Below are 26,264 nucleotides of genomic sequence, written 5' to 3'. Positions count from 1 at the left end.
AGAAATAAGAATTGAAAGTAATACAGAACTGAGAGATTGTTTTATCCCTTTAACTTCCGATTAGCCTCCATGTCGAACAACATCGCGAAGAGTATCGATTGCATTCCCATGAAGGTACAGAAAAGTATTGCGAGAGCGTTTATTTTGGGGATATACGAAGTCGTTGCCCAGAAATAGAAAAGCCGGATAATGAGTGGGATATCAACAAGTATAAGTACGAAGCCCAAAGCGTAGAAAAATATCAAAGGGTGAAAATCTCGGATGATGTATTTCTGTATCATACGGCGTGAAAACAGTCGCAGAAGAAGCAGAGGCAGTGTAAAAAGAACTCTGGATATTTTGATACCACTCTTTTCTCCGATATCGTAAACCGGGTTGATTGGCACATCCATCACGCGCATGCTGTAGATATTACAGGTTACGAGGAAGTCGTTCGGCATACCGTAGCGAGGGTAGATGTCTTCTAGCGGAAGCAGGTGGAGAGCTTTGTGGTTTAATGCCGTATAACCAGTCTGAGAATCGGTGACATGCCAGTAACCGGAAGCGATTTTCGTCAGGAAAGTGAGCGCGGAGTTGCCGAGGTAGCGAACACGGGGGATTTTCTTCCAGGCCTCTCCCGTAATAAGACGATTGCCTTTTGTATAATCAGTATGGTTCTCTACCACCGGGTCAAGCAGCGCGGGCATGTCATCAGGATCCATCTGACCGTCGCCGGCCATTACTACTGCGATATCGATATTGTTCTCTCTGCACCAGATGTAACCTGTTCCTATAGCTTTTCCTACGCCACCGTTCTTTTCATGGCGGATGAGGAGGACGCGGTTGTCAGTTTTCTCAAGACGTTCAACGATCTCTACAGTATGATCTTTGCTCATGTCATCGATAACGATGATTTTATCGACGTAATCCGGCATTGTATTGACGGTGTGTTCTATCTGTGTTTCCTCATTGTATGCTGGAACAACGATGCCTATTCTCTTATCCCTGTACATTGTTAACCAACCGTCCGTTTTCTTCCAGATTGTATTTCATTCCACACCTTGGACACTGAATGTTCCTGTCAAACTCAGGCAGTATTTCCCCGCATTCGCATGCCCAGCCAACTCGCCTTGCGGGAACACCAACCATAAGAGCGTAATCGGAAACATCACCGGTTACTACGGCTCCTGAACCGATAAATGCGTGTCTGCCGATAGTATGACCGCATACGATGGTAGCATTAGCTCCGATTGATGCCCCTTCCTTTACAAGTGTTGTAACATAGAATTCAGAACCTCTCTGAGGATATTTGCATCGGGGATCTTTAATATTCGTGAAGACCATTGAAGGGCCGCAAAAAACGTAATCTTCGAGTATTACTCCCTCGTAAACGGAAACATTGTTCTGTATTTTACAGAAGTTACCAATTTTCACATTACTCTGAATGAAGACATTCTGGCCAATGGTGCATTTATCGCCCAGTTCCGCTCCGGACATAATATGGCTGAAATGCCAGATGCTGCTTCCCCTGCCAATAATTGCGCCTTTGTCGACGTAAGCTGATTCGTGAACAAAGAAATCTGACATATCAATCCTTACTTTAAAGCAAATCGATGCGAGTTTTCGTTTATTCCAATAGTATTTGATCTGCGAATGTTGTGTATCAGCTGTATTGATGGTCGTACATCTTCTATACCAAAGCCCGATCCGGCAAGAATATTTTTGTACAGTTGAGTATGAAGCCCCGTAAATCCTGTGGTGAATTCCAGTTCATCACCGTCAATGGAGATAACTCGGCAGGTTGAAGGTTCGTTATTTTCATTGAACAGAGGTGAATCCTCGCGGTCTATTGAAAGGTACCATTTAACTCTTGCTCTTTCGAGTTCAAGAAATCCTGAGCATCGGGTAGGTTCGGATATGTGAACTTCGCTTTTTTCCACCGCTCCGAATATCCAGATAAGCATATCGTAAAAGTGAACACCGATATTGGTAGCAAGCCCACCCGAGCGTTCCATATTGCCCTTCCAGGAATTCAGATACCACGGTCCGCGTGGCGTTATATATGTAAGCTCGATTTCATATTTTCTATCGGGGTTTTCTTCACTTATTCTTTTTTTCAGAGCGATTATTGAGGGGTGAAGTCTCAATTGCAGAACCGACCATACGCGGCAGCCTGTTTCGCCCTCGAGTTCCTGAAGAGCGTCCAGATTCCAGGGATTCAGAACTATTGGTTTTTCGCAGATAACGCTGGCTCCCACGCGGAATGCCATTCTGATATGCGCGTCATGAAGGTAATTAGGTGAACAGATGCTCATCCAGTGAATCCGTTTATCCTCGCTTGTTCTTCTTAGTTTCTCCAAATGCCTGTCGAATCTTTCCGGCTCGGGAAAGAATCTTGCGTTAGGGCAATATCTATCAAGAATGCCTACTGAATCGTGAGGGTCAAGTGTGGCGACTACTCGATTTCCTGTGGTTACAATAGCATCAAGATGTCTTGGTGCTATATATCCCGCTACTCCTGTTATCGCAAAATTTGCCATATCAAAACCTTAAATTTCTTGAGCATTATCCTTAAATAATCATACAATGCAATATATAGTCGAGTCAAACCTCCAGAGAAAGTGAATATCAGAAGAAAAATTACAGGATATGACTTGGAAATTGCATGATGCAGATAAACGATTTTGAGAATATATCGAATATTTCAAAGATAAAACTATGATAATCGTTCTGGTAAGTATTATGCATCTATTTGTATTGTAAGATTCAGTTGCCAGCATACTCTGAATAGAGGTAACAAAATGAATGGAAAAGGTTTTACACTTATAGAACTCATGATTGTTGTTGTGATAATCGGTATTCTATCCGCTATTGCAATACCTAAATTCACAGCAATTAAAGAGCTGGCAAACGAGGCATCGTGTCGGAGCAATATACGTGCACTGGCAAATGCGGAAGCCATTTACTATGCGTATTTCAGTACATACGGCCTTATTGGAAACCTGGGGACTTCTGATATCCTTGCCAACGCGGCACAATTGATATGTCCCAGTGCGGTTATAGGTTATACAATAACACATACCGGTGAACATTATACTGTTCCGTGTCCCAACGGTGCTCCGAATCATGGCAATATGGTCGATGGCATACCATCCTGGTAGTCAAAGACTGATAATTTAAGATTTTTCAACCATGGTTCTCAAGTTTTAAATCCTTTTTTGAGCTATACACAGACAACTTGTTCCCCAGACTTTTGACTGGCCTGCTATAATTTGTTCGGTTTCTGGAGAAAGAAATCGCTGGACTGCTCTGACCGGAAATCCTCCGCTTAAGCCATGCTCCTTTCCAGTTGTGAGTACCTTCTTGCTTTTAGTTAATCCAAGACGGTAGGGGACAACACGAAAAATCAGAATAGGAAACATCAGCACTCGAAAAAAACAGGTAATGAACAAAACATTGAAATGTTTACTTAGCAAGTGAACCAGCTCTTCTGGATTGTAACGACGATAGTGGTCAGCGTTGATATCGCTCCTGGACCAGAGCCACTCGTATGCGGGAACGGTTATATACAAATAGCCACCTGGTTTTAGACAGGAGCGGATTTCAGTAAGAAATTTTCCATCATCTTCAATATGCTCAAGTACATCGAATAAAGAAATGGCACTGAGCGAATCTTCCGGGAAACCACAGTTCTCAAGAGTCGCGCGGAAGACGGTCGGAATGTTTCTTTCAATCTTAGCATTGAAAGCTCCAGTAGGGCCGGGCTCGATGAGAGCTGCTTCGAAACCCTCATCGAGTAACCTGCGAGTTACAAATCCATTACCACCGCCTACATCAAAAACAGGGCCTTCTGGTGGATACAGGTTTAATGCCGCAACAATACAATCGTTTCGGTGCTTGAACCAGAACGATTTATCCTCTATCTGGAAGTATTGCCGGTTTCCCTCTTCGGGATATGAGATATCTACATGATCAGTTCTGGTAACCCATATTCCGTGTGAATCAAGAGTCAGATTCTTAGTGATGTCTTGTTTCTTCATTTTCCTTCCAGTGAGATCCTGTGGCCGATGAATGAAGTGTTACATTGATCATTATCGTTGAGAATAAAGTTCAGTATTCCGGAAGTCAAGAAAACCGTATTGGCAGAAAAGTTCAACTCCAGGACTTTTTCTACCGGCTGTCAAAGTTGACTATGCAGAGTCTGTCACATTATTATTATTAGAGACTGAAAAACCATAAATATCTTGAATTGAATTGCGGATCCGTATCGATTATGAATTCTGTTGAACTGAGATTGAGATACTCGTCCATATCTGTAGCTGTTATTGCTGCAAGTTTGCTTATATCCCTTTCCGTGTTTCATCCTTATCCATACGATAATGTTGTGACGAGGTGGGGGCTGGCGGAAAGACTGGTCAGTCAGGGAAACATCGGCATCGATACCTGGTCGGGTCTTACCAATGATAAAGCAGAGTACAAAGGTCATTACTACTCAGACAAGTCTTTTCTGCCTTCAGTTGTCGCAGCGATTTCTGTTCTGCCAATGCGTCTCTTCAATAGTATTACAGAACCCGATGCTTACCCCGTTGGAGGTATTGACAGATACATTGCCGAGAGATTGACAGTATCACTGGCTCTGTTTGTTTTACTTCTTTTGCTCAGGAAATACTGCAAACGGGAAGGTGTTTCCAGCTATTTGCCAGTAATTGCTGTGGGGCTGGGCAGTATACTGTTGCCTTATTCAACCCTGCTGTACACACACGTTCCCGCGGCTCTGTTTCTCTTTGCCTGCTATGCAACCCAGAGGAGTGGTAAGTATCTGGCCTCTGATGTTCTTGGCGCAGTGGCAGTATCCTACGAGTATACACTTCTGCTGCCTTTCCTCGTCATTCTGCTCTACAGAGACAGATGCTACTGGGATACCTTCCGCGGTGTCAGAGTTATCCTGATTCTCCTCCTGGCCTTCCTTCCACAGCTGGCTCACAATTGGATTGCCTTTGGAAGCCCCTTCAGGATGGGGTACGGTCTGGAAGCTGAAAGCTCCTTCCCAGTAGCTTCAAGTGGTTTTTTTGGTTTTACATATCCCACTCCGGAAAGACTATACATGATACTTCTTTCGCCGGAGAGGGGTATATTCTTCTACATGCCATGGGCTGCTCTGGGATTCTGGGGGCTGTTGGGAGGAAGAGGTTGGTTACAGCGTCTAAGGTTCGATCCACTCCCTGCTGTGGTTTTACTGTACATCATTATGTACGCCGCTCAGAATGCCTCTACGGCTGGCTGGGCGTACGGCCAGCGTTACCTGATTCCCATAGTGCCCTTCCTGGCCCTGGGACTGGGGCGCTTTGCAGCTGGGAGTAACCTTCGAAAAAGTCTTGCGGCAGCAGCTGTTCTGCCTGGAATCATACTGGCTCTTCTTGGGACCTTCGGCGAGGTGCATTTGCCTGTTCACCCTGTGGGTAATCCTATCCCACTGCCGCAATTGAATATTTCTTTGAATATGATGCTGAGAGGACACCATTCAACCTGGCTTCTGGGAGGTGTGGGAACCGTTTTGCTTTCAGCGTCGGCTCTGGCCTGCTGGTTCGCGGTTATGCATAAAGCGGGACTGCGCTGGATATGCATGATGTGGATTCCTCCATGGTTACTGCTGGCTGTTATCTCGCTGGGAGAAAACTGGGGAGGCAAAGTGGACTACTACAGAGGAATTCTGGCGCAGCATCGGAAGGAATGGGATCTGGCCGCTGAATACTACGAGAAGGCACTGGAAGATGAAAGCGCTCCGGAAATCATAAGGAACAGGTTGATGTATGTCCGATCAAGGGCTTTCTCGATATGAGTGGGTGTAGTGCATACCTTGAATTCTCTGATGTCATTTGAGCACCGGCAGACAGCCTGGTGGACTTGATTGAACAGCTCGGAGAGTTATAATAATGAGTCTGGTTTTAAAATGTCCGTTCCAGAACAACAACTGGTTTCTTGGATTCGAGGGGAGGTCATATCATTCTGGGATATGAAGGTGTTTCCATTGTAATTCCAGTTTACAACAGTGCTCAGTCGCTGGCAGAGCTTGCGAAGCGGATTCATGCTGTCATGACCGAGATGGGAATATCCTATGAGATAATAATGGTTGATGACGGCAGTCGGGATGACAGCTGGAATGTAATATCGAAGTTGAGTGGGGAATTCCTGGAACTGAAAGGCATTCAGCTGAGCCGTAACTACGGCCAGCACAATGCGCTGCTATGCGGTATAAGGGTGGCGAGCATGCCGGTTATCGTAACCATCGATGATGATCTTCAGACTCCTCCGGAGGAAATTCCTGTAATTCTTTCTAATCTGGACGATAACACAGATGTGGTTTACGGTACACCGGCAAAGGAGAAACACAGTTTCTGGAGAAAAGCAGCTTCGCGAATTACAAAGCTGGTTCTGCAAAACGCCATGGGAGCGAGAACGGCCTCAAGAGTTAGTGCGTTCAGGGTTTTTAGAACCCGGCTTCGGGAGGCGTTCAGTAATTTCGGAGGAGCATTCGTTTCCATCGATGTACTACTTTCTTGGGGAACTACAAGGTTTGAATCGATTGATGTAAGACATGACCGCAGGAAGTACGGGCGGTCCCAATACACCATTCGAAGGCTTGTATTTCACGCATTGAACATGATGACGGGTTTCAGTACACTTCCTCTGGAGATAGCGAGCCTGATAGGTTTCATATTCACACTTTTTGGTCTGTGTATCCTGATCTATGTTGTCGGGCGCTTTATTGTAGAGGGGGGAAGCGTACCGGGCTTCCCATTTCTTGCCTCTATAATAGCCATTTTCTCAGGTGTTCAGCTCTTCTCTCTTGGTATCATAGGCGAATACCTTGCCCGAATGCACTTCAGGATAATGGATAAACCATCCTATGCAGTGAGAGCTAAAACGGGCGATTCACTAGGTATGGAGTCATCAACAGAATGATAGAATATCTTGAGTGGGACAGCGATTTTTTTAGTATTTCAGTGGGTTCCGTCAGGAGTAAGGTTGCTTCGGAAAGTAAACTGGACTCTATTCTTTGCGAGATGAGGGAAAGCAATTTCAATCTGGTCTATGTAACTCTACCAATGTACAGACTCGATCTGATTGCCAGGATCCTCCGCGAGAATGAAACAATGGCGGCAGACACCAGAGCGGAGATGGTAATTGATCTGGAGAAATATTGTTCTCCGCAATCGTTTGTTCAATCCACCGATTTTATCCTCAGAATTGCTGAAAAAGATGATATTGCTTCCATTGGTGAACTGGCGAGCTATTGTTTTCGCGGCATTACCCGTTTTTACAGGGATCCGCGACTCAGCGACGAAAGGTGCGACGAGCTTTATCGTACGTGGGTTAAAAGGGATATAAGGCAGAGAGGGAATCTCAGTCTGATATGTACCTGCGAAGGTATACCTGCCGGATTCTGCACAGTAGATTGTACTGGGGATGAGTATGCAAGAATAGGGCTTATCGGTGTAGCACATGAATTTCGCGGATCAGGCCAGGGACAGGTAATGCTTAAAAAAGTTGCCGGGATGCTTCGTGATAAAGGATGTAAGCATCTGGTCGCGGTAACGCAGCTGGCGAGCGTCGGAGCCATGAGGATGTACGAGAGAGCGGGTTTCCTGCTTCGGGAAACAAGTATTGTGGTTCATCTCTGGAAGGATGTGGAAGGAATATAAAATGAATCGGGAGTGGAGAATCCCGTTTAATAGAGCTGCCCTTGTGGGCAGTGAGATTGAATATGTACAACAGGCTATAGCGGAAGGTCATATTTCCGGTGGAGGAAGTTTCACGGAAAAATGTCAGAGTCTGCTTAGGGACTCCCTGGAGGTCGAAGCTGTTATTCTTACTACCTCCGGCACCCATGCTCTGGAGATTGCTGCTCTTCTTCTAGATATAGTACCTGGTGATGAAGTGATAATGCCATCCTTTACCTTCGTTTCCACCGCCAATGCCTTTGCTCTCAGGAACGCCAGAATAATCTTCGCAGATATCAGGCCTGACACTCTGAACATTGACGAGGAACAACTTCCTTCGCTGCTATCAGATAGAACCAGGGCAGTGGTTCCCGTTCACTACGGCGGGGTTGCCTGTGAAATGGACGTGATCAATGAGTTATGCGGGGCAAGGGGTATTACAGTACTCGAAGACAACGCGCATGGCCTTTTTGCCACATACAGGGGCAAATATCTTGGTACTCTGGGAAGGATGGCTGCCCTGAGTTTCCATGAGACGAAAAACGTTACATGCGGTGAAGGCGGTGCTTTGATCATCAACGATCCTTCCCTGATCTCCAGAGCCGAGATCATTCGTGACAAGGGTACAGACAGATCCCGTTTCATAAGGGGTGAAGTAGACAAATATACATGGGTTTCACTGGGCTCCAGCTACCAACCATCTGACATGCTTGCTGCATATTTATTGGCGCAGTTAGAGAAAAAGCGCGAGATAGCCACGAAACGTTCGATTCTGTGGAACAGGTATATGGATGGCCTGGACGATTGGGCGGCAGGCAACAGAGTAAGACTTCCAACGGTACCGGATGGCTGCGGGCATTCAGCGCACATTTTTTACCTGTTGATGCCAAATCAAACATCCAGGGATGTCCTGATAGAGAGACTAAGACGAAAAGGAATTCTGGCGGTTTTTCATTATCAACCGTTGCATTTATCTAAAATGGCCGAAGGAAACTACGAATGTCCCGTAACGGAGTCTGTTGCTTCAAGGCTGGTCAGGTTGCCTCTCTACTTCGGATTAAAAGAAACAGAACAGGATTCAGTCATCAGAGAAGTTCGGAATCTAAAACTGTAGCCGGTTACAACAGTCCTGGGTCATTCATGGTTGTAATTCCCATGTATTTTGAGAATTACATCTGTGGTTATGATATTACAGTTGTTTATCATTGAACCTTACCAGTTGTTCTCGGACGTTTCAGATACTTTTCTTTTGTGTTCTAAACAGAAAAGGGGCAGATTTCTATGCGTACCCGCTTCATTGATCTTGTCACAATAGAAGTTTACGGTGGAAAGGGAGGGGATGGCATAGTTTCCTTCCGGAGGGAAACTTTTGTGCCTAAAGGCGGACCCAACGGCGGTGACGGTGGCGCAGGTGGTAGTGTGGTTCTTGTAGTGAACGAAAAGCTTACAACACTTGCGGATTTCAGGAACGGCGCCATCTTTAAAGCTGAGAAGGGAAGATCCGGCGGTTCGAGCAATAAGACAGGGAGAAGGGGACAGAACACATATCTGAAGGTACCCCCGGGTACTACAGTATTCGATTCTGATACTGGTGAACAGCTCTCTGATCTTACGGAACCGGGACAGGAACTGCGTGTTGCTCCAGGAGGAATGTCCGGCAGGGGCAACGCTTCGTTTGCTACATCACGGCAAAGGGCACCGCGTAAATTCACAAAAGGGGAGCCTGGTGTATACAGGAAAATCCGGCTTGAGCTGAGCCTGATAGCCGATGCTGGGTTAATAGGTGTTCCCAATGCCGGAAAATCCACTATTCTGTCAACGGTGAGCGCCGCAAGGCCCAAGGTTGCTGGATACCCTTTCACCACGCTGAATCCGGCTTTAGGAATGATAAAAATGGCAAAGGGTTTCAGTTTTGTGCTGGCCGATCTGCCAGGTCTTATAGAAGGCGCCAGCGAAGGGGTAGGGCTCGGTTTGCGGTTCCTTCGTCATGTGGAGAGGAACAGAATACTCGTTTACATTGTCGGAGCAGGACTGGAACTATCACCTGCAGAGCAGTACAGAACTGTCCGTGATGAGGTGTTTGCTTACAAACCTGACCTTGAAGAGCTTGATGAAATTGTGGTGCTTTCGAAGGTTGATCTGATCGATGAAGAAGAGAAAGCTGCCATACTGAAAACGCTGCCGGAAGACACGATGGTAATAAGCGCTGTTACAGGTCTGGGAATGGATGAGTTTCTCCGGAGAATAGCTGGTTCTATACGTCTTTTAAGGGATGCTGATAAATGAACAACGCGATATGGCTGGCATCATGGGAGAAGGTGGGCAGAGAAGATCTCAGAAGGCTTTTGCGCAGCCATACACCCGATGAAACCGTCGAGATACTGAAAAGGGAAATCCATTCGGGAATGCCAAAAGTAGATGTTATTGAAAAGTGTGTTGAATCAGCTGTTTTGCATGGCATTAAGGCTGTTCTCTACGGCAGTGACGATTATCCTGATATTCTGGTAAACATACCTGACCCGCCGGCGGTGCTATTTTACAGGGGGGATCTGGAAGGATTCCTAAAGATGCCTGCAATTGCTCTAATCGGCTCAAGACGCTGCACAACCTATGGAAGAAAGGTAGCCAGAAAACTTTCACTGGACTTTGTCAGAAACGGCGTTGCCGTGGTCAGCGGACTCGCAAGGGGCATTGATGGAGAAGCTCACAGAGGTGTTCTCGAAGCAGGTGGAGTGACAATGGCCGTTCTGGGAAACGGACTTGATATTTGCTATCCCCCAGAACATGACAGGCTTTCTGAGAAAATACTCGAAAAGGGAGTACTTTTAAGTGAGTATCCACCGGGAACTGATCCGGCAAGATACAGATTTCCTGAAAGGAACAGGCTTATCAGCGGTTTTTCAAGGGGAGTTGTCGTGGTAGAAGCCGGTGCGAGAAGCGGTACAATGATAACTGTGAATACTGCCCTTGATCAGGGCAGGGATGTATTCGCGGTTCCGGGGGAAGTGACAAGAGCGCTTTCTATGGGCACGAATATGTTGCTTCGTGACGGAGCCGGGGTTGTTATAACCGCTGCTGATGTTCTGGAACCCCTGGGCCTTGCAAAAGAACCGGAGAAGCTGATTGAAGCGTTTGAGCCGGGAAATGATACAGAAAAGGCTATTCTTGAACACCTTTCCGTTGAAACGCTTCATTTTGACGAGCTGTTAAGACTTGTAGGAGTTGGCACAGCCGTACTCCAGTCGGAGTTGTTGAGCCTGGAAATGGCCGGTGTCATCATGCAGCACCCCGGGAAAATCTACTCGCTCAAATAATGGTGCCGGGTCTAACATCTAAACATTTTGTCTTATTATATCTATACTATATATAGTAAACATTATGTATTTTTCATTAGGAACGAATGTTTAGGTGTTAGACCCGGAACCCAGGTTCGTTATTTTCAGGGCGGTTTGTTCAGGCGAGGTGTACGAAGTGTCAATATTGTTGGGAAGTGAATTGTAGTGTTCTTTTCTTCTCTTCAGCAGTTCTATGAATGCCTTATCGGTCGTTATAAGTGGCCTGTATCCAATCTGTAGTTTGCATCTTTCAAGTAGTATCTCATCCGATGCTGTAAGGGTTACGATAATTCCCTTCTTTTTGATTTCTATGAGGTTTCTTTCTTTAAGAAGGCAGCCACCTCCAAGGGCAAGGATCATTGTTTTTCTTGTTTTAAGCAGTGAAAGAAGTGCATCGGATTCCAACTTTCTGAATTCCTGTTCTCCGAGCTTGTTGAATATCTCCGGAATACTGAGAGAAGCGATCTTCTCAATCAGTTTATCCAGATCGTAGAAAGGAAGCCCCAGCATGGAGGCAAGGACTTGTCCTGTCGATGATTTTCCCGCGCAGGGGGGACCCGCCAGGAAGATTGAAACAGTTTTGTTCTCTTTTTCCATGGGAAAGATGATAATGAAATATTGTCAGATAAGGAATAGCTAAATTCAATAATGTATTGTGAGGATTATCAGCCGATTGTTAAATGCTAAACAAAGTGTTCAAAGAATAAGACAGAATATAAACAATATATAAAATTAATAAGACAAAATGTTTAGATGTTAGCCCCGGCACCCATGATGCAGGTTGACGGATTGCCGGCGGTGATGTATTGACTTCAACGTCTGTTAAGATGGTGAGATAGATATTACCTGATAACGATGAACACAGTTCACTGGAAATAACGATGAACACTGTTCGCTGAAATATTTGGCTAAGTGTGGTGTGATTATTATGGTGCTTACTCGGGAGACGATATGACTAAGGATGAACTGTCGGGCGAAGTAGCCGCTAAAACCGGTATCAGCAGGAAAGTAGCAAGATCGGTACTGGCCGCGCTGCTGGATTCAATTTCGGAACAGTTATGTAAAGGAGAAACGATCTATTTGAGAGGCTTTGGCTGTTTCGAAACCAGGGAAGGAAGAAAACGGAGAGCACGTGACCCCCAGGGAGAGGGGATAATCGAGATACCTCCCAGAATAAGACTTGTTTTCAGGCCATACGATGATCTTAAGGACGCTGTACAGAAGAGCCTTGGTAAGAGAGTCAGAGTGGATTTCCTGTGTCTCACCGCGAAGAATTCCAGCAGAGTATCTGTCGTTGGAAAATTCAATAATTGGGATGAGGAAGAGAACCCGATGCAGCGTCTCCCTGATGGAAGCTGGGTTGGCGAGATTGAAGCTGTTTCCGGACAGACTCTGAAGTACCGGTACTGGATAGACGGCAGGCTTGAAGGAGATCCCGCATTTCCGGCGGATAAAAAAGGAAATACGTTGAGGCAGATATAATGGCTACAAAAAGAAGACGAACGGCGTCCAGAAAAGCAAGCCGGAAAAAGCAGAACAGGCTGCATAATGTTCTCCTTGTAACCGTGCTGTTCCTTGGCGCAGCTATGATTATAGTGCTGATTGTACCGCCGCAGGGACTTGCGGGTAGTATACGCAGTTTCCTTTTTGGAAAACTTGGATACCTTTCCCTTCTTTTGCCGCTGTTTCTTTTTCAGACGGGTGCATGGATCCTTGATCTTAGATTCAAAAAAACAGGATTCAGAATTCTATCGGGTATTGCTGTTACCGGATATTTCTTTGCGACACTGCTTGATTTTGTGATAAGCAGAAGGACGATGGGATTTCACAATGTTCCCGGTGGCAGTGTAGCCGGGGGATTGGGAGATTTACTTGCTCCTGTTACCGGAGCCCCCATAACCTTTCTTATCCTTTTCACGGCATTTGTGGCTTCACTTATTGCGTTTACCGGTTGGGATATCGGCAGTGATTTTAAATCATTGGCTGACAGGCTTTCAATGATAATCGCGGGAACTGGCGGAAGAAAGAAGAAGAAAAAGAAAAAAACGGAAGTGATGAATGCACCCGAGGTTTCACTATCCAACGCATGGTCACGTGATGCAAAAGATGAGAATTTTACCTCGACTCCCTTCAAAACCAGGGAAGATGATCACTCTGAAAAGAAAGCCGCACGCATGGCTCAGAATGAGAGGCCAACAGGCAAAAGGAGGAAGGTGAGTCCTGAAGGGTTGCCAGAAGGCGCAGAAACCTATGTAATGTACGATAGCAATGATATAGATGGCTACATACCTCCACCGATTTCCTGCCTTGACTTCCCGAACGAGGAATTGCGGGTAAGGATGACCAAAGCTAAGCTGGATGATCTGTCAGACCTTCTTCTTGAGAAACTGGACGATTTCGATATAGACTGCAAAGTATCCGGTACTTACCCCGGACCTGTAATTACAAGGTTCGAAGTAGAACCGGGGCCGGGCATAAAAGTCAACAAATTCGTTTCACTCTCGGACGATCTTGCCCTTGCCCTGAAAGCCAGAAGAATCCGTATCCTTGCCCCGATTCCCGGGAAGGGAGCGGTGGGAATTGAAGTGCCCAACCCGACTCCCGAAACGGTATTTCTCAGGGAGATAATGGATGAAGTATCAACTCAGAAGCTTCCTATCGCTCTTGGTAAGAAGATAGAGGGGGAACCTTTCGTTGCCGATATTACCACGATGCCTCACCTCCTTATAGCGGGCGCTACAGGTTCTGGCAAAAGTGTCTGCATGCACTCTATAATCGCGACCATTCTTTTAACGAAGACACCTTCTGAGGTTAGACTTGCGATGATAGACCCTAAGATGCTTGAGCTGTCCATCTACGAGGGAATTCCACACCTGTGGGCTCCGGTGGTTATAGAAACCAGTAAGGCAACCGGGCTGCTTGAGGCGCTGGTAAGTGAAATGGAGAATCGTTACAAGAGGCTTTCCAGGATTGGAGTACGTTCAATTGAGGAATTCAATTCCAGACTGACACCTGAAACTGAAGATGAAAGATTACCATTTATTGTTGTATTCATAGATGAGCTGGCAGACCTGATGATTACAGTCTCAAGGGATGTTGAACCGGCAATAGCCCGGCTTGCGCACATGGCCAGGGCTGTGGGGATTCATATGGTTTTAGCAACACAGCGACCTTCGGTTGATGTTATTACAGGAGTGATAAAGGCTAATTTCCCTTCCAGGATAGCGTTCAATGTGCAGTCAAAAACCGATTCCCGTACAATTCTGGACATGAACGGAGCAGAAAAACTTCTTGGAAAGGGAGATATGCTATTCCTTCCCGCAACTTCACCCGAACCTCTCAGAGTTCATGGTTCTTTCATATCAACGGAGGAAACCAGAACAATAGTCGAACACCTTCGAGATCAGCCTAAGATCCCTTTCGAGTTCGAATTTTCCGATGATGACAGTGGGAACCTATATGATCCCAGCGCAATAAAGATAGATGATCCGCTGTTCGAAAAGGCAAAACAGGTTGTGGTTCATACACAGCAGGGATCGGTATCGATAATACAGAGAAGGCTTAGAGTGGGGTATTCAAGAGCTGCAAGTCTTATTGACATGCTCGAACAGGCAGGAGTCGTTGGTCCGTTTCAGGGAAGTAAGGCCAGGGATGTGCTGATAACAATGGATGAACTTGAGGGAGTAGACGATGAGCAAACTGATTGATTTCGTTCTGCTGGCCATGATCTTCACTCTAGCGTGCGGCGGCGGAAGCAATAACTACGATAATGCTGAATATGCGGCAGGGAACGATGATTTATCCATTTTTACGAGAGCATGTCAGCAGTATTTCAGGGGAAGCCTTTCGAATTCCAAAGAAACCTTCAATTCCCTGATATATCGTTTTCCCGATTCACATCTCAACACTGATGCGCAACTCGCTGTACGGAAGATAGAATCCGAATTAACAGGCATCACGGAAGTACCCGTTGAGAACAATGGAAACGAACCGGTGAATTTCCCCTCGGTGGCACTGGTTGGCACACCATCCGTGTGCTCTTCGTTATCACAGCTTGAAACTCTGATAATAGCTACAGGTACTCCTCCTTTTACAATTGAAGACGCCGGTGCTCCGGATGTGACACTTGTTCTTTACCCTGAAGGTTATCAGGACCAGGCATACGTAGTATCAGACTCCCTCTCAGGATGGCTGTTATCACATTCCTCTGTGCCTGTCCAGCCCGGAGGTGATATAATTTCAACTGTTGCGCAGGAGCATTCAGGAGTTGTAATAGTAATAGGAACAGATGCTATTGTTGATGTGAGAGACCATTCCATTGAACCCTGACCTGCTTTTATAAGGAAGAAATATGTTGCATTCTTATCTGCTGGTTTCCATCTTGGCTTTATCACCACTTTCTCCTCTGCTTGAAAAAATGAAGAACACGGTTTTCATGACTGGATCTTTTACTCAGACTGATTCCTGGGCGCTTACACTGGAGGAGGAAACATCCTCGGGAACAATGTATATAGCTCAACCTGACCTGTTTCTTCTTTCATATTCAGAGCCGGAGGGTTCTGCTACAGGGTATGACGGATCTGTCCTTTATACTCTCGAACCTGATCTTCAGCAGGTTCTTTTATACCCATCAAGAGAACCGGGAAGTTTTCTGCATCTTATTGAAAAGTGCGCCGATTCAACAGTTACCGAAACCATTCAGTACAGCGGCGACAGTATCAGCGTAGAACTTGAAGGTGATTTCGGAGACGGCATAAATCGCATGGAAGTTGGTTTCACTCTTTCCGACAGCCTTCCGTTCCTTTTTTCCACAACCGATTACAACGGCAACAGGACAGCTTACGAGATGTGGGATGTAACTGCAGGTGATTCATATCCGGAGGATGTTTTTCAGCTTGTGATACCGGATGGATACACTGTGGTGAACCCCGAGGAGATGTAATTTGCCGGACGCTTTCCTTTTAACACTTGGGTGCCCGAAGAACGAAGCAGATTCAGATTCCTTCGCCGGATGTCTGAAAAAGGCCGGGTGGCAGATAACCAGGGATATTCTTAATGCTGACCTTCTCCTCGTCAATACATGTGCTTTCATAAAACCCGCAGTTGATGAATCCCTTGAAGCTATTGAACAGGCTCTTGAGTGGAAATGCGAAAAGCCGGGAAGGAAACTGATACTCGCGGGCTGCCTTCCGGGAAGGTATCCGGACGACGGTTCGGGAGGCCTTTCGGATTTCGATCTGGTAACAGGTCCAGGGGATACAACCGATCTTGCTGAATACCTTTCGGTGATGCCGTTTCAGAATCCAGCAGCTGCCGATGGCACTATTTCGAGGTATCTTAAGATATCTGAAGGATGCTCCAATAATTGCGCATATTGTACAATTCCCCTTATCAGGGGGATGAGAAGGGATAGAGATCCGGAGGATATCTTCAGGGATGCGAAATCCATAGCTGAACAGGGAGCGGTTGAGATCGGGATAGTCGGACAGGATACCGCAAGCTGGAAGAGCAACGGAAGAGGGATATCGTGGCTGATTTCACAGCTTGCCACCGAATATCCCGATATCTGGTTCAGGCTGTACTACATTCATCCTTCCCATTATCCGGCTGATTTTCCGGTCCTTCTTGAAAGACATGAGAATATCATGCCCTACATTGATATGCCGATACAGCATGTTTCGGACAGGATACTTAAAAGAATGGGCAGGCCCTACACAGGAGATTACATCAGGGAACTGTTCGATGAATTCGAGAATATCAAGAGACGGATTTCAGTCAGAATTACATTGATTACCGGTTACCCTGGTGAAACCGAGGAGGATTTTACCCAGCTGGAGAAATTCCTGACGCAATATCAGTGCATAAGGACAATCGCGGCTTTTCCGTACTGGCCGGAGGAGGGAACAAGAGAATTTACCAGACAATCAACTGAAGAGGTTCCCGATGAATCCGCCGTTCAGTCGCAGCTCATGAGAATAGGGGAAGCAGCCTGGGAACATGACATCTTCTGGGCCGACGCGCTTGAGGGAGAAATTATTGAAGTACTTGCGGATACACCGCTACTGGGACACTCCCGACTGGACGCTCCCTCCGTTGATGGAGCATGCTGTTTTAATCGGGCTGTTGAACCCGGACATATAATCAGTTGCAGGATAACCGGAGGCACGGGTTCAGAGATGTCAGCGGAGGTTCTCCAATGACGGGAGTGGCGCATTACGTTCTCCGGTTTTATCTTTGCTTCAATGAAAGTTAACAATTTGTCGTATTGTCTGAAGTTCTGAAAGAGGATCTCAGATTCAGTTGATTCGCTAATATGAAGGAACAGATATGTATACTATTCTGATGACCGTAGTACTTGCCATGTTTCCATCGAATATGGAACTGGCCGAAGACGCGCTTTTGCTGGCCATAGAGGAATTTCCGGAAAGCCTGTCCTCCTACGGAGCAGATAAGGTTTTAATAGAGATTTCAGGAGAACATTCAGGAAACTGGTTGATACAGCAGACAATTGCTTCCGTCCTTCACGAGAACGGGATAAGCGTATGCGATCGGGATACAAGTTCAGTCAATTCCGCAATGATATTAAGGGTCAGGCCTATGGAGCTTGCAGTTGAGTATGGAGATGTAAGCAGACCATGGGTTATCGGCGCAAAACGGGTAGAGAGAATAGCCAAATGCGAATTGTCGTCCACTCTTCTTGATACCGATGGAAGTATCCTGGTAACTCTGCGAACCAGCGGAATTGAAGAAGATGTAATCTCCTGGTCCGATGCGGAAGTGCTTGACGGATCATCGGAATGGGACTGGCTGTCCGGTGAACTGCCCGAAAACAGGGGCGGTGGAATACTGGAGCCCATAGTAGTTACAGGCGTTGTGGCCAGCCTTGTATACCTGTTTTATTCGAGCCGGGCAGAATAGACATCTCAAGTGGCACACGGCAGAATAACGAAATATCTTCTTCTTCTGTTTTCTTTATTCACCGCGGGATGCGGTGGCGGGAAAAGCAGCGTTGATACGCTCGGAGAAGCCAGACTATTAAGGCAATCCGGAAATTATGTACAGGCAGTGATGCTTTTCGAGGAGACTGTCGCCCGTGGGGACAGTCAGCCCGAAGTGCTGCTGGACTATGCCGAAACAGCGGTTCTGGCCGCCCAGTCGGAAAGAAATACACTCTACAGGCAGAAAGCACTTGAAGCGATAGTGTTACTATCGGATAATATCGGTGATGTTAATCCGAGAGAAATTGGTGAACTCTGGAGAAGACTGGCCTGGGAAATGGCACGCAATTCAGATTCTCTACAGGCTTTCCAGTGTTTTGAGAACGCGCTGAATTTTGATGTACAGGATATCTTCGAATCCGAATGGCTCTTCCGTGGCATTTACGCAGGCAGCCATATTGAACGTCTTGCTGCTATTCCCGACAGCCTTCTGGGGTCTTCCGCTGCCGACAGCATACTCACTTACACTGCGGAGGTTTTCCTTGTTGAGCTGGATAGAATCCCAAGATCCAGAACGGATCTGAGGGAGGATATTCTCAGAGCAAAGGCTGCTCTGCTGCCATTCACATTACGTATGGAAGAAGAGCTTGCGGTTCTCACGGAACTTGACAGGCTTGGCGGGATACAACCGGATGCACGGCTTAGAAGAATAAATCTTCTATTGAATGCAGCCAAGGAAGACATCGCCGAGAATCGGGAGATTGTTGCGAGAGAAAGGCTCCTTGAAGTGTGGAATTCAAATTTTTCAGGAGAGAGGGTTCAGTCGGCCTACATGCTGGGACTTATGGAGGAAGATGACGGAAATATCGAGAGTGCTCTTCAATGGTATAGAAGGGCATGCAATGTCTCACCGGGTTCATCTTCACAGGCTGCATTGCTTGCCGCTGCAAGAAGAGATTCTTTAACTTACGATTACGAACGGATGGAGCAGGATATCTGAATGAAAAGGAACATCACAGTATTAGTGGTTGCCCTGATACTGACTGCGGCATGCGGCAGATCATACAACACAGAGGGCTTGAATCTTGAGCAGATTGAAGAACTGGCGGACGAATCTTTCCAGGACTCCGACTACAGCGGAGCGTCAAGGCTTTATACAGAATTGATGTTCATGTACCCCGGATCATCCAGGGTAGATTTTTATCTCTACAGAATGGGAATGGCAGAAGCTGGAAACAGATACTGGGCCGATGCGCTTTTCTACTTTGACCGGGTGGAGAGGGAATACTCCAGAAGCGAGTGGTCCGATGATTGTGCGTACGAGTCAGCCATGGTATGGTGGAGTCAGCGGCACGATTACAGGAAGGACCTCACTCCGGTTCTGAACGCCAAGACTATACTTGAAAACTTTTTCGATGCATATCCCGGGTCATCCATGCTTGATGACGCGGTCAGTCTTATGGGTGAGGTAAATAATCACCTGGCAAGGAGGGCTCTGTTCATCGGTCAGTTCTATGCAAGAAGGGAAAAATTTGACGCCTCTCTTTTATATCTGAGGGAAGCCCTGAACGATTATGGTGAAATCGACTGCATAGCTGATGTGCTTATTTCTCTCGGAGATGTCTATTCCTTTAAAGGTAATGAATATACCGCCAGGGAATTCTACCAGAGAGCAGTGGACGAATGCGAGCTGAACGAAGATCAGATGAGAAAACTGCAATCCAAACTGGATGAACTTTGAAATGACGGGGCTTCTGGGCGGGACGTTTGACCCCCCCCATTTCGGCCATCTTGTTCTGGCCCTGGAAGCATGTCATAAGTACGATCTTGAAAAAGTACTGCTTGTTCCCTCAAGATTTCCCCCCCACAAACCCGGAAGACAGATAACTCCTTTCAAACACCGTTTTCGAATGACCGAACTTGCGGTAGCTGATTCCCCGGAATTGACAGTAGCTGATCTGGAACCCCTGGATGAGACATCGTGGACAGTGAACCTTCTTGAAAAGCTGGGGAACATGGGCATGGATATCTGCTTTATCATGGGTATGGACAGCCTGACGGAAATTCATACCTGGAGGGATCCCGAACGCATATCGAAAACGGTGAAGATGGTGGCTGGTACCAGGCCCGGATACGATAAGGAGCCTGTTGATCCGAAATATCTTGCCATGGTGGAGACTTTCAACATTCCCGGTTTACATATTTCATCCAGTGATCTCAGAGACAGGTTTGCCAGAGACCTGAATACACGCTATCTTGTACCTGATAGTGTCAGAAGTTACATCAGGGAGAATGATCTGTATGCCAGATGAAAAAGCTGTTGATAAGCTTCTTAATGCCGTGCTTGAAGAAGATGTCAGTGATATACACTTCAAGGTGGGCAGTAAACCGATAATAAGAAAAGCAGGTGAAATAGTTCATGTAGAGGATTTCTCTGTTATGAAGACTGAGCATATGCAAAGAATCATAAGGGAGATAGTGAACGAACGTCAGGCTGAGAAATTCGCCGAGGGCAGCGAACTCGATCTGGGCTACGCTCTCAAGGGTAAGGCCAGATTCAGAGTCAATATCTATCATCAGCGCGGAACACCAGCTATGGTTATGAGACGAATACCGTACGAAGTGCCTGAACTGGACGATCTCGGCCTTCCCGAAGTTGTAAAGAAGATTTCCATGGAAACCCGGGGGCTTGTTCTCGTAACCGGAGCAACCGGTACAGGCAAATCAACAACAATAGCCGCAATGATTAATCATATAAACCAGAACCGTTCCGCCCATGTTGTTACTATTGAGGATCCCATTGAATTTCTGCATACAGATAACAAATCGACCATCTGCCAGAGGGAAGTGGGCATCGATACCCAGGACTGGAGCACAGGTCTCAGGGCGGTATTCAGGCAGGATCCTGATGTAATTCTTATCGGCGAGATGAGGGATGCCGAATCGGTCGCTACAGCCATTATCGGGGCGGAAACCGGCCATCTTGTACTAAGTACGCTGCATACAACCGATGCGAAAGAAACCATTGCGAGAATCATCGATGTGTTTCCACCAACTCAGCAGCATCTTGTAAGGCTCCAGCTGGGACAGCTTCTGAGCGGGGTCATTTCTCAGAGGCTTCTTCCAGGCATGGGCGAAGACCACCGAAGAGTTCTGGCCGCTGAGATCCTGGTCCAGTCGTCTACCGTATCCGAATGCATAATCAAACCTGATAAGACTTACCTTCTGACTGAAACAATGGAGAAGAGCTACTCACAGTACGGAATGCAGACCTTTGACATGGCTCTGTACGATCTTATTGTGAATGAGAAGATAGATCTGGAAACAGCCCTTGCCGCAGCCTCAAATCCAACGAAACTCGACCTCAGGCTAAAGGGTATAGAAACCGCTTCGGACTGGAGGATGGACTGATGATAGCTAATCAGATTCAGATTACTGCGAATATTCTTCCACTTGTCATAACAGGTGGTGTAGTATTGCTCATACTCGCGCTTATTCAGCTCTACCTTGGGCTTAAAGCCCAGAAGATACCTAAAGAGACCGGCGAAAAAACCATGATAGGTGAAACAGGGATAATAAAAAAGGCTTCTGGATTCAGGGATAGATCTATCCTTGAGGTAAGAGGTGAACTGTGGTGGTGCCTTCCCGCTACAGAATCCACATTACTTGAAAAAGGAATCACTGTTAAAATTGTGGGAATCGCGGAAGATTCGATGATACTTGAAGTTGATACACTATAACTGTTAAGAGTCAGTAAGAAGAAGGGAGTTACAATGGGGCCGGGAATAGTAGTAGTACTGGTGATTTTGTTTCTTTTCCTGGTATCTGCGCTTAAGGTACTCAAGGAATATCAGAGAGGTGTTATCTTCAGACTTGGCAAGGTGATAGGTCTGAAAGGCCCCGGGCTGATAATAGTCTGGCCAATGATAGACAATATCAGACGTGTCGATCTGAGAGTTGTGGCGATGGACGTTCCGCCACAGGACGTGATAACCCGGGACAACGTGTCCGTAAGAGTTAACGCAGTTGTTTACTTCAGAGTTATCGATCCCAAAAAATCCATTCTGGAAGTAGAGAATTACATTTATGCCACAAGCCAGCTCGCGCAGACTACACTGAGGAGTGTCCTTGGCGAGGCATCACTCGATGATCTTCTCTCCAAGAGGGATGAAATTAACGCAAAACTTCAGGACATACTTGACAGAATGACCGATCCCTGGGGCATCAAGGTCAGTACCGTAGAAGTTAAACACGTTGACCTCCCCGAAGACATGCAGAGGGTTATGGCAAAACAGGCCGAAGCGGAAAGGGATAGAAGAGCCAAAATAATACGTGCCGATGCGGAATTCCAGGCTGCAGCCAAGTTGGCTGAAGCCGCTGATATAATCAGCGCTCATCCTGTCGCGCTGCAGCTCCGCTACATGCAGACACTTTCGGAGATAGCCGTTGAGAATAATTCCACAACCATATTCCCGCTTCCCATTGAGCTTCTTAAACCCTTTATTAACAGGCTCGATGGCGGGAACAAGGGATAGGCTGTGTTCAAAGGCGCGATAACCGCACTTGTTACCCCTTTCAGGAACGGCAAAGTGGATGAGGAATCGCTTGCAGAACTTGTAAAATGGCAGATAGATAACGGAATAGACGGCCTTCTTGCCTGTGGATGCACCGGTGAAGCGGCAACTCTCACCACAAAGGAACATCTGCTGGTAATCGAGAAGGTGATGAAGTCATCGGGAGGACGAGTTCCGGTGATCGCGGGTACCGGCAAGAACGATACGGCTTCATCGATAGCACTTTCTCTTGAGGCCGAAGCCCTGGGTGTAGACGCTGTTCTTCTGATAACACCCTACTACAACAAACCTACTCCAAGGGGGCAGATAGAGCATTACACCCGGGTAGCCGACGCGGTTAACTGTCCGGTAATACTTTACAATGTACCCGGTCGGACAGGTACTAATATGCTTCCGGAAACGATTGCCACCCTTTCTCTGCATCCTCGAATCGTAGCCATCAAGGACGCCGCCGGTTCAGCTGAACGAGTAACCGCCATCCGCAACCTATGCGGTATCACGATATTGAGCGGAGATGATCCGATAGCCATGGCTCAGGTAGCCCTGGGCGCCAAAGGAGTGATTTCGGTGGTTTCCAATATCGCACCGGCCGAGATGTCGAATCTGGTATCCCTTACCACGGCGGGAGAGCTTGAACGGGCCCGCTCCATACAGGCGAAACTCTATCCGCTGATAAAGGCGATGTTTCTTGAAACGAACCCCATTCCAGTGAAAAAGGCTCTATCCTTAATGGGCATGATAAGTGATGAACTTCGTCTTCCACTGGTTTCAATGAGTGAGAAGCTGGTTCCGGAGCTGGTGGAAGTACTTGGGAAGGCCGGAATTATCTGATGAAGCTCTGCGTTTTCGGCAGTGAGGGAAGAATGGGCAGGTTGATAAGGGAGGAAGCGGGTGATTCCGTTATAGCGTGCTATGACACGGCTCCTCCCGGAAGAAAAGCCGATATCCCCATTTCTGATGAAGTTGATGTTGTTATTGACTTTTCCCTGCCCTGCGCCTGGAAGGATCTTGACAGGCTGCTTTCTCCCAGCTCAGCCGCGCTGGTTACAGGCACCACCGGGCTGGGATTCACAGAAAAGGAGATGCTTGCCAGGTGGGCGAAGAAAAGGGCTGTGTTCATTTCGTCCAATATGAGTATTGGTGTGTACGTTCTGGGAAAGCTTCTTTCATCCGCGGCAGAGATGCTTGCGGGAGATTTTGATCTTGAAATCGTTGAATGCCACCACTCGGGGAAGGTTGACAGCCCCAGCGGAACCGCCCTGACCCTTTTTGATATCTGGGAAAAGAGCGGAGGGGGCAACAGAAAAATGCTGGGCAGATCAGGTTCTGCCGGACCCAGGTCTTCAGAAGAAACGGGCATTCATTCACTTCGGGGAGGAGATGTGGCCGGCGAGCATCAGCTGCATCTTCTTGGAAAAGGGGAAAGACTTCTCCTTTCTCATTCGGCAACTGGAAGAAGAACATTCGCCACAGGAGCTCTGAAAGCAGCCGAGTATGTAAATGGCAAAGCTCCCGGCATTTATACGATGGATGACCTTATGGGAAGAGAAGAAAACTGAAATGATCAGAGAACCGGCCGTAGCTGGTGCGTTCTATCCATCCGATGCGAAAAGCCTTGAACAGCTTGTAAACTCGTTCATCGCCAATTCGGGCATAAGTTCCGATGATCTTATCACAGGTATTGTCAGCCCTCACGCGGGATACATTTATTCCGGAGCTGTGGCAGGAGCCGCTTTCGCATGTGCCCCGGATGACGTAAAGAACGTTGTAGTGCTTGCTCCAACGCACCGTTATCCCGTAAGGGGCGCTTCCGTTTACGATGGAGAGGGTTACTCAACACCGCTGGGAACACTTCCGGTACAGAGGGAAATCACTTCACGGCTTTTAAAGGCAGGGCTGACCTTCCAGCCGGAGGCTCACCGGAGTGAACACTCCGCAGAGGTGCAGGTACCTTTTATACAGGTAAGATGGCCCGAATCCTCGATTGTAGCAGTACTCCAGGGATTGACTTCGGCTGAATATTCAGCGCAGCTTGCGGAAGTAATCGCAGAAGCTGTCAAAGGTTACGAAAATACACTGATAGTAGCCTCAAGTGATCTCTCGCATTACCATTCACTGCAAACCGCGGAGAAGAAGGACAGAAAAGTCATTGAGGCTTTCGTAAGCGGAGATCCGCAGAACATGGAAGCGGCACTTCTTCAGGGAGGCGAAGCCTGCGGCATCGGGCCGATTCTAACACTTATGAATTATGCACGGCTCACGAAGCAGAAAAGGTTCGCAAAAGTAATGTGGGAAACATCAGCAGCTGCAAGCGGTGACAGCAGTTCAGTAGTTGGTTACTTCGCGGGTTTCTGCGGCTGGGAGGTTCAGAAATAACATCGGAGAAAGCTAGAGAAGATATACTGGATCTTGCCAGAAGCGCTGTCGCGGCTGCAGCATCCGGTGAAGCTCTTCCAGAAGTGCCTGATGAAGAGGTTTTCAGGCGGGATGGAGGCGCTTTTGTTACTTTAAAGAAAGGCGGCACCCTGAGGGGATGCATAGGGCATTTCATTGGAACCGGGTCACTTGGAAAAACCGTAGTTGAGATGGCAGCGTCAGCGGCAGTAAGGGATCCCAGATTTTCTCCGGTTAAGCCGGACGAAGTTGATGATCTTGAAATTGACATTTCTCTCCTGAGTCCTATGATTCCTGCCGTACCCGAGGATGTTGTACCCGGAACACATGGCCTTTACATAAAATACGGGTTCAGATCGGGAACACTCCTTCCGCAGGTAGCCACTGAAACCGGATGGGATAGAGAGACTTTCCTGTCCCATACATGTCTTAAAGCGGGGCTGCCCCCGGATAGCTGGAAGAGAGATGGAGTTCAGATATTTACATACACCGCGGAAGTATTCGGTGAAAAAGAGAAAGGAGCCAATTCCGTATGAAGTATTTTCTTGTTTCTTTTGTGATTCTGTTGCTTGGATGCAGCATGCCCGGAGTAGGAGAGCTTGAGGAGAGGGTGGATGATATTGAAGCCGCGGCGGTTTACGACGATTCGGATATGATTGACAAAATCGATGATGTAGAAGGTGACGTTGTGCTTCTGGATGAGAGAGTCACAGCCATCGAGTACGGCGATGAGCCAGATACAACACATGGCAGACCTTTACACGGAACTCCGACCGAGGAAACCCAGGTTCAAAAGGATCTCGCAATCTCCGACATAGTGGGACTTCAGGATTCAATGGATATCATGAAGACTGACCTTTCAGACAGTATTACTGTACTTGATGAATCCCTCGCGAGCCTTGTTCTTTCAGTTGACAGCCTGACTATGGAAAACGATTCCCTGAAGGTTGAGCTTGAAGATCTTCAGGATCAGATTCAAAGCTTGAGTTACACCGTTGAGAACATGCGTTACACAGGAACTTCATCCACATCAACAAGGGGATCTACTTCTGGAACCAGCGGCAGCAGTGGCGGAAGAGGTGGCTCAACCAGCGGCGGTGGAACCAGCGGCGGTCGATAACAGAATCGTTACATCATTTCAATAAAATGGCGGTATTTTCAAAGATACCGCCTATTTTATAGTAAGACGGTTTTATTTCGTATTTTCAGTTGTTTACGATTTTCGAAGCCTTCCTGCTATTGAAATCCATGTAAAACCTTTGTTTTGCACGCCTTGACTTTATTTACCACTGCGAGTATAGCAATAAAGTACCGGAGATCGAC

General features: G+C 47.0%; 28 protein-coding genes and 1 pseudogene. 24 read left to right on the top strand and 5 right to left on the bottom strand.

The window, feature by feature from the left end:
- Positions 1 to 41 precede the first annotated feature (41 nt).
- Genes K8S15_05360 through K8S15_05350 form a run of 3 tightly spaced genes read right to left on the bottom strand, consistent with a single transcriptional unit; the run spans position 42 to position 2,519 of the window.
- Entirely contained in the window at positions 42 to 992 is a 951-nt protein-coding gene (locus tag K8S15_05360) for a glycosyltransferase family 2 protein (GenBank protein MCD4775465.1), read from the bottom strand.
- Positions 979 to 1,566 carry an acetyltransferase gene (locus K8S15_05355; protein ID MCD4775464.1) on the bottom strand — a complete coding sequence of 196 codons (588 nt, stop codon included), beginning with the start codon at positions 1,564 to 1,566 and terminating at the stop codon, positions 979 to 981. The genes K8S15_05360 and K8S15_05355 overlap by 14 nt, the downstream gene beginning before the upstream one ends.
- Before the next feature lie 8 nt (positions 1,567 to 1,574).
- The gene (locus K8S15_05350; GenBank protein MCD4775463.1) at positions 1,575 to 2,519 is read right to left on the bottom strand and encodes a Gfo/Idh/MocA family oxidoreductase; all 945 of its coding nucleotides are present in this window, start codon (positions 2,517 to 2,519) and stop codon (positions 1,575 to 1,577) included.
- Positions 2,520 to 2,780: 261 nt separating this feature from the next.
- On the opposite strand from K8S15_05350, the pseudogene K8S15_05345 reads away from it, so the two are divergent.
- Positions 2,781 to 2,867: pseudogene (locus tag K8S15_05345) on the top strand (prepilin-type N-terminal cleavage/methylation domain-containing protein).
- 318 nt (positions 2,868 to 3,185) lie between these two features.
- Here K8S15_05345 and K8S15_05340 read toward each other — a convergent pair.
- Positions 3,186 to 4,019 (bottom strand): class I SAM-dependent methyltransferase, encoded by an 834-nt coding sequence (locus K8S15_05340; protein ID MCD4775462.1) that lies wholly within the window; start codon positions 4,017 to 4,019, stop codon positions 3,186 to 3,188.
- Between the two features lie 233 nt (positions 4,020 to 4,252).
- On the opposite strand from K8S15_05340, the gene K8S15_05335 reads away from it, so the two are divergent.
- The 6 genes from K8S15_05335 to dprA all read left to right on the top strand — a co-directional run bounded on the left by K8S15_05335 (position 4,253) and on the right by dprA (position 11,014).
- Entirely contained in the window at positions 4,253 to 5,818 is a 1,566-nt protein-coding gene (locus K8S15_05335) for a hypothetical protein (GenBank protein MCD4775461.1), read from the top strand.
- 167 nt (positions 5,819 to 5,985) lie between these two features.
- On the top strand, positions 5,986 to 6,942 hold the full coding sequence (locus tag K8S15_05330) for a glycosyltransferase family 2 protein (protein MCD4775460.1): 957 nt from the start codon (positions 5,986 to 5,988) through the stop codon (positions 6,940 to 6,942).
- Positions 6,939 to 7,682, top strand: a complete 744-nt coding sequence (locus K8S15_05325) for a GNAT family N-acetyltransferase (protein MCD4775459.1) — start codon at positions 6,939 to 6,941, stop codon at positions 7,680 to 7,682. Before K8S15_05330 ends, K8S15_05325 begins: the two co-directional genes overlap by 4 nt.
- A 1-nt stretch (position 7,683) precedes the next feature.
- Positions 7,684 to 8,814, top strand: a complete 1,131-nt coding sequence (gene rffA / locus K8S15_05320) for a dTDP-4-amino-4,6-dideoxygalactose transaminase (protein MCD4775458.1) — start codon at positions 7,684 to 7,686, stop codon at positions 8,812 to 8,814.
- Positions 8,815 to 8,981: 167 nt separating this feature from the next.
- Positions 8,982 to 9,986 carry a GTPase ObgE gene (gene obgE / locus K8S15_05315; GenBank protein ID MCD4775457.1) on the top strand — a complete coding sequence of 335 codons (1,005 nt, stop codon included), beginning with the start codon at positions 8,982 to 8,984 and terminating at the stop codon, positions 9,984 to 9,986.
- The gene (gene dprA, locus K8S15_05310) at positions 9,983 to 11,014 is read left to right on the top strand and encodes a DNA-processing protein DprA (GenBank protein MCD4775456.1); all 1,032 of its coding nucleotides are present in this window, start codon (positions 9,983 to 9,985) and stop codon (positions 11,012 to 11,014) included. The genes obgE and dprA overlap by 4 nt, the downstream gene beginning before the upstream one ends.
- Positions 11,015 to 11,104: 90 nt before the next feature.
- Here dprA and K8S15_05305 read toward each other — a convergent pair whose 3' ends face one another.
- Positions 11,105 to 11,632 (bottom strand): shikimate kinase, encoded by a 528-nt coding sequence (locus tag K8S15_05305; protein MCD4775455.1) that lies wholly within the window; start codon positions 11,630 to 11,632, stop codon positions 11,105 to 11,107.
- A 354-nt stretch (positions 11,633 to 11,986) separates the two neighbouring features.
- On the opposite strand from K8S15_05305, the gene K8S15_05300 reads away from it, so the two are divergent.
- From K8S15_05300 to K8S15_05220, 17 genes are all read left to right on the top strand, one after another.
- On the top strand, positions 11,987 to 12,517 hold the full coding sequence (locus tag K8S15_05300; protein MCD4775454.1) for an HU family DNA-binding protein: 531 nt from the start codon (positions 11,987 to 11,989) through the stop codon (positions 12,515 to 12,517).
- Positions 12,517 to 14,742, top strand: a complete 2,226-nt coding sequence (locus K8S15_05295) for a DNA translocase FtsK (protein MCD4775453.1) — start codon at positions 12,517 to 12,519, stop codon at positions 14,740 to 14,742. Before K8S15_05300 ends, K8S15_05295 begins: the two co-directional genes overlap by 1 nt.
- Positions 14,726 to 15,364, top strand: coding sequence for a hypothetical protein (locus K8S15_05290; GenBank protein MCD4775452.1), 639 nt, complete (start codon positions 14,726 to 14,728; stop codon positions 15,362 to 15,364). The genes K8S15_05295 and K8S15_05290 overlap by 17 nt, the downstream gene beginning before the upstream one ends.
- 22 nt (positions 15,365 to 15,386) lie before the next feature.
- A complete protein-coding gene (locus K8S15_05285; GenBank protein ID MCD4775451.1) occupies positions 15,387 to 15,977 on the top strand; it encodes an outer membrane lipoprotein carrier protein LolA in 591 nt (196 codons plus the stop codon).
- Position 15,978: 1 nt separating this feature from the next.
- On the top strand, positions 15,979 to 17,235 hold the full coding sequence (locus tag K8S15_05280) for a radical SAM protein (GenBank protein ID MCD4775450.1): 1,257 nt from the start codon (positions 15,979 to 15,981) through the stop codon (positions 17,233 to 17,235).
- 127 nt (positions 17,236 to 17,362) lie between these two features.
- Complete coding sequence (locus tag K8S15_05275) at positions 17,363 to 17,953, top strand: hypothetical protein (protein MCD4775449.1); 591 nt, start codon at positions 17,363 to 17,365, stop codon at positions 17,951 to 17,953.
- A gap of 9 nt (positions 17,954 to 17,962) precedes the next feature.
- On the top strand, positions 17,963 to 18,973 hold the full coding sequence (locus K8S15_05270; GenBank protein ID MCD4775448.1) for a hypothetical protein: 1,011 nt from the start codon (positions 17,963 to 17,965) through the stop codon (positions 18,971 to 18,973).
- A complete protein-coding gene (gene bamD / locus K8S15_05265) occupies positions 18,974 to 19,714 on the top strand; it encodes an outer membrane protein assembly factor BamD (GenBank protein MCD4775447.1) in 741 nt (246 codons plus the stop codon).
- Between the two features lies 1 nt (position 19,715).
- Entirely contained in the window at positions 19,716 to 20,285 is a 570-nt protein-coding gene (gene nadD / locus K8S15_05260; GenBank protein MCD4775446.1) for a nicotinate-nucleotide adenylyltransferase, read from the top strand.
- A complete protein-coding gene (locus tag K8S15_05255; GenBank protein ID MCD4775445.1) occupies positions 20,275 to 21,384 on the top strand; it encodes a PilT/PilU family type 4a pilus ATPase in 1,110 nt (369 codons plus the stop codon). Before nadD ends, K8S15_05255 begins: the two co-directional genes overlap by 11 nt.
- Positions 21,384 to 21,713 (top strand): hypothetical protein, encoded by a 330-nt coding sequence (locus K8S15_05250; GenBank protein ID MCD4775444.1) that lies wholly within the window; start codon positions 21,384 to 21,386, stop codon positions 21,711 to 21,713. Before K8S15_05255 ends, K8S15_05250 begins: the two co-directional genes overlap by 1 nt.
- 33 nt (positions 21,714 to 21,746) lie before the next feature.
- Entirely contained in the window at positions 21,747 to 22,508 is a 762-nt protein-coding gene (locus K8S15_05245; protein MCD4775443.1) for an SPFH domain-containing protein, read from the top strand.
- Between the two features lie 3 nt (positions 22,509 to 22,511).
- Positions 22,512 to 23,378 carry a 4-hydroxy-tetrahydrodipicolinate synthase gene (gene dapA / locus K8S15_05240; protein ID MCD4775442.1) on the top strand — a complete coding sequence of 289 codons (867 nt, stop codon included), beginning with the start codon at positions 22,512 to 22,514 and terminating at the stop codon, positions 23,376 to 23,378.
- Entirely contained in the window at positions 23,378 to 24,106 is a 729-nt protein-coding gene (dapB, locus tag K8S15_05235) for a 4-hydroxy-tetrahydrodipicolinate reductase (protein MCD4775441.1), read from the top strand. The genes dapA and dapB overlap by 1 nt, the downstream gene beginning before the upstream one ends.
- A gap of 1 nt (position 24,107) precedes the next feature.
- Positions 24,108 to 24,923, top strand: a complete 816-nt coding sequence (amrB, locus tag K8S15_05230) for an AmmeMemoRadiSam system protein B (protein ID MCD4775440.1) — start codon at positions 24,108 to 24,110, stop codon at positions 24,921 to 24,923.
- Positions 24,920 to 25,477, top strand: a complete 558-nt coding sequence (amrA, locus tag K8S15_05225; GenBank protein MCD4775439.1) for an AmmeMemoRadiSam system protein A — start codon at positions 24,920 to 24,922, stop codon at positions 25,475 to 25,477. Before amrB ends, amrA begins: the two co-directional genes overlap by 4 nt.
- Complete coding sequence (locus K8S15_05220; GenBank protein ID MCD4775438.1) at positions 25,474 to 26,061, top strand: hypothetical protein; 588 nt, start codon at positions 25,474 to 25,476, stop codon at positions 26,059 to 26,061. Before amrA ends, K8S15_05220 begins: the two co-directional genes overlap by 4 nt.
- Positions 26,062 to 26,264 lie beyond the last annotated feature (203 nt).

It is taken from the genome of Candidatus Aegiribacteria sp. (assembly GCA_021108005.1).
Lineage (GTDB): Bacteria > Fermentibacterota > Fermentibacteria > Fermentibacterales > JCC-6 > Aegiribacteria.
This window is presented reverse-complemented; position numbering and strand designations above follow the sequence as displayed.

What these genes read in the sequence shown, in the direction of transcription:
- K8S15_05360 (MCD4775465.1), bottom strand. Translation starts at nt 992, where the DNA reads ATGTACAGGGATAAGAGAATAGGCATCGTTGTTCCAGCATACAATGAG.
- K8S15_05355 (MCD4775464.1), bottom strand. Translation starts at nt 1,566, where the DNA reads ATGTCAGATTTCTTTGTTCACGAATCAGCTTACGTCGACAAAGGCGCA.
- K8S15_05350 (MCD4775463.1), bottom strand. Translation starts at nt 2,519, where the DNA reads ATGGCAAATTTTGCGATAACAGGAGTAGCGGGATATATAGCACCAAGA.
- K8S15_05340 (MCD4775462.1), bottom strand. Translation starts at nt 4,019, where the DNA reads ATGAAGAAACAAGACATCACTAAGAATCTGACTCTTGATTCACACGGA.
- K8S15_05335 (MCD4775461.1), top strand. Translation starts at nt 4,253, where the DNA reads ATGAATTCTGTTGAACTGAGATTGAGATACTCGTCCATATCTGTAGCT.
- K8S15_05325 (MCD4775459.1), top strand. Translation starts at nt 6,939, where the DNA reads ATGATAGAATATCTTGAGTGGGACAGCGATTTTTTTAGTATTTCAGTG.
- rffA (MCD4775458.1), top strand. Translation starts at nt 7,684, where the DNA reads ATGAATCGGGAGTGGAGAATCCCGTTTAATAGAGCTGCCCTTGTGGGC.
- obgE (MCD4775457.1), top strand. Translation starts at nt 8,982, where the DNA reads ATGCGTACCCGCTTCATTGATCTTGTCACAATAGAAGTTTACGGTGGA.
- dprA (MCD4775456.1), top strand. Translation starts at nt 9,983, where the DNA reads ATGAACAACGCGATATGGCTGGCATCATGGGAGAAGGTGGGCAGAGAA.
- K8S15_05305 (MCD4775455.1), bottom strand. Translation starts at nt 11,632, where the DNA reads ATGGAAAAAGAGAACAAAACTGTTTCAATCTTCCTGGCGGGTCCCCCC.
- K8S15_05300 (MCD4775454.1), top strand. Translation starts at nt 11,987, where the DNA reads ATGACTAAGGATGAACTGTCGGGCGAAGTAGCCGCTAAAACCGGTATC.
- K8S15_05295 (MCD4775453.1), top strand. Translation starts at nt 12,517, where the DNA reads ATGGCTACAAAAAGAAGACGAACGGCGTCCAGAAAAGCAAGCCGGAAA.
- K8S15_05290 (MCD4775452.1), top strand. Translation starts at nt 14,726, where the DNA reads ATGAGCAAACTGATTGATTTCGTTCTGCTGGCCATGATCTTCACTCTA.
- K8S15_05285 (MCD4775451.1), top strand. Translation starts at nt 15,387, where the DNA reads ATGTTGCATTCTTATCTGCTGGTTTCCATCTTGGCTTTATCACCACTT.
- K8S15_05275 (MCD4775449.1), top strand. Translation starts at nt 17,363, where the DNA reads ATGTATACTATTCTGATGACCGTAGTACTTGCCATGTTTCCATCGAAT.
- bamD (MCD4775447.1), top strand. Translation starts at nt 18,974, where the DNA reads ATGAAAAGGAACATCACAGTATTAGTGGTTGCCCTGATACTGACTGCG.
- nadD (MCD4775446.1), top strand. Translation starts at nt 19,716, where the DNA reads ATGACGGGGCTTCTGGGCGGGACGTTTGACCCCCCCCATTTCGGCCAT.
- K8S15_05255 (MCD4775445.1), top strand. Translation starts at nt 20,275, where the DNA reads ATGCCAGATGAAAAAGCTGTTGATAAGCTTCTTAATGCCGTGCTTGAA.
- K8S15_05250 (MCD4775444.1), top strand. Translation starts at nt 21,384, where the DNA reads ATGATAGCTAATCAGATTCAGATTACTGCGAATATTCTTCCACTTGTC.
- K8S15_05245 (MCD4775443.1), top strand. Translation starts at nt 21,747, where the DNA reads ATGGGGCCGGGAATAGTAGTAGTACTGGTGATTTTGTTTCTTTTCCTG.
- dapB (MCD4775441.1), top strand. Translation starts at nt 23,378, where the DNA reads ATGAAGCTCTGCGTTTTCGGCAGTGAGGGAAGAATGGGCAGGTTGATA.
- amrB (MCD4775440.1), top strand. Translation starts at nt 24,108, where the DNA reads ATGATCAGAGAACCGGCCGTAGCTGGTGCGTTCTATCCATCCGATGCG.
- K8S15_05220 (MCD4775438.1), top strand. Translation starts at nt 25,474, where the DNA reads ATGAAGTATTTTCTTGTTTCTTTTGTGATTCTGTTGCTTGGATGCAGC.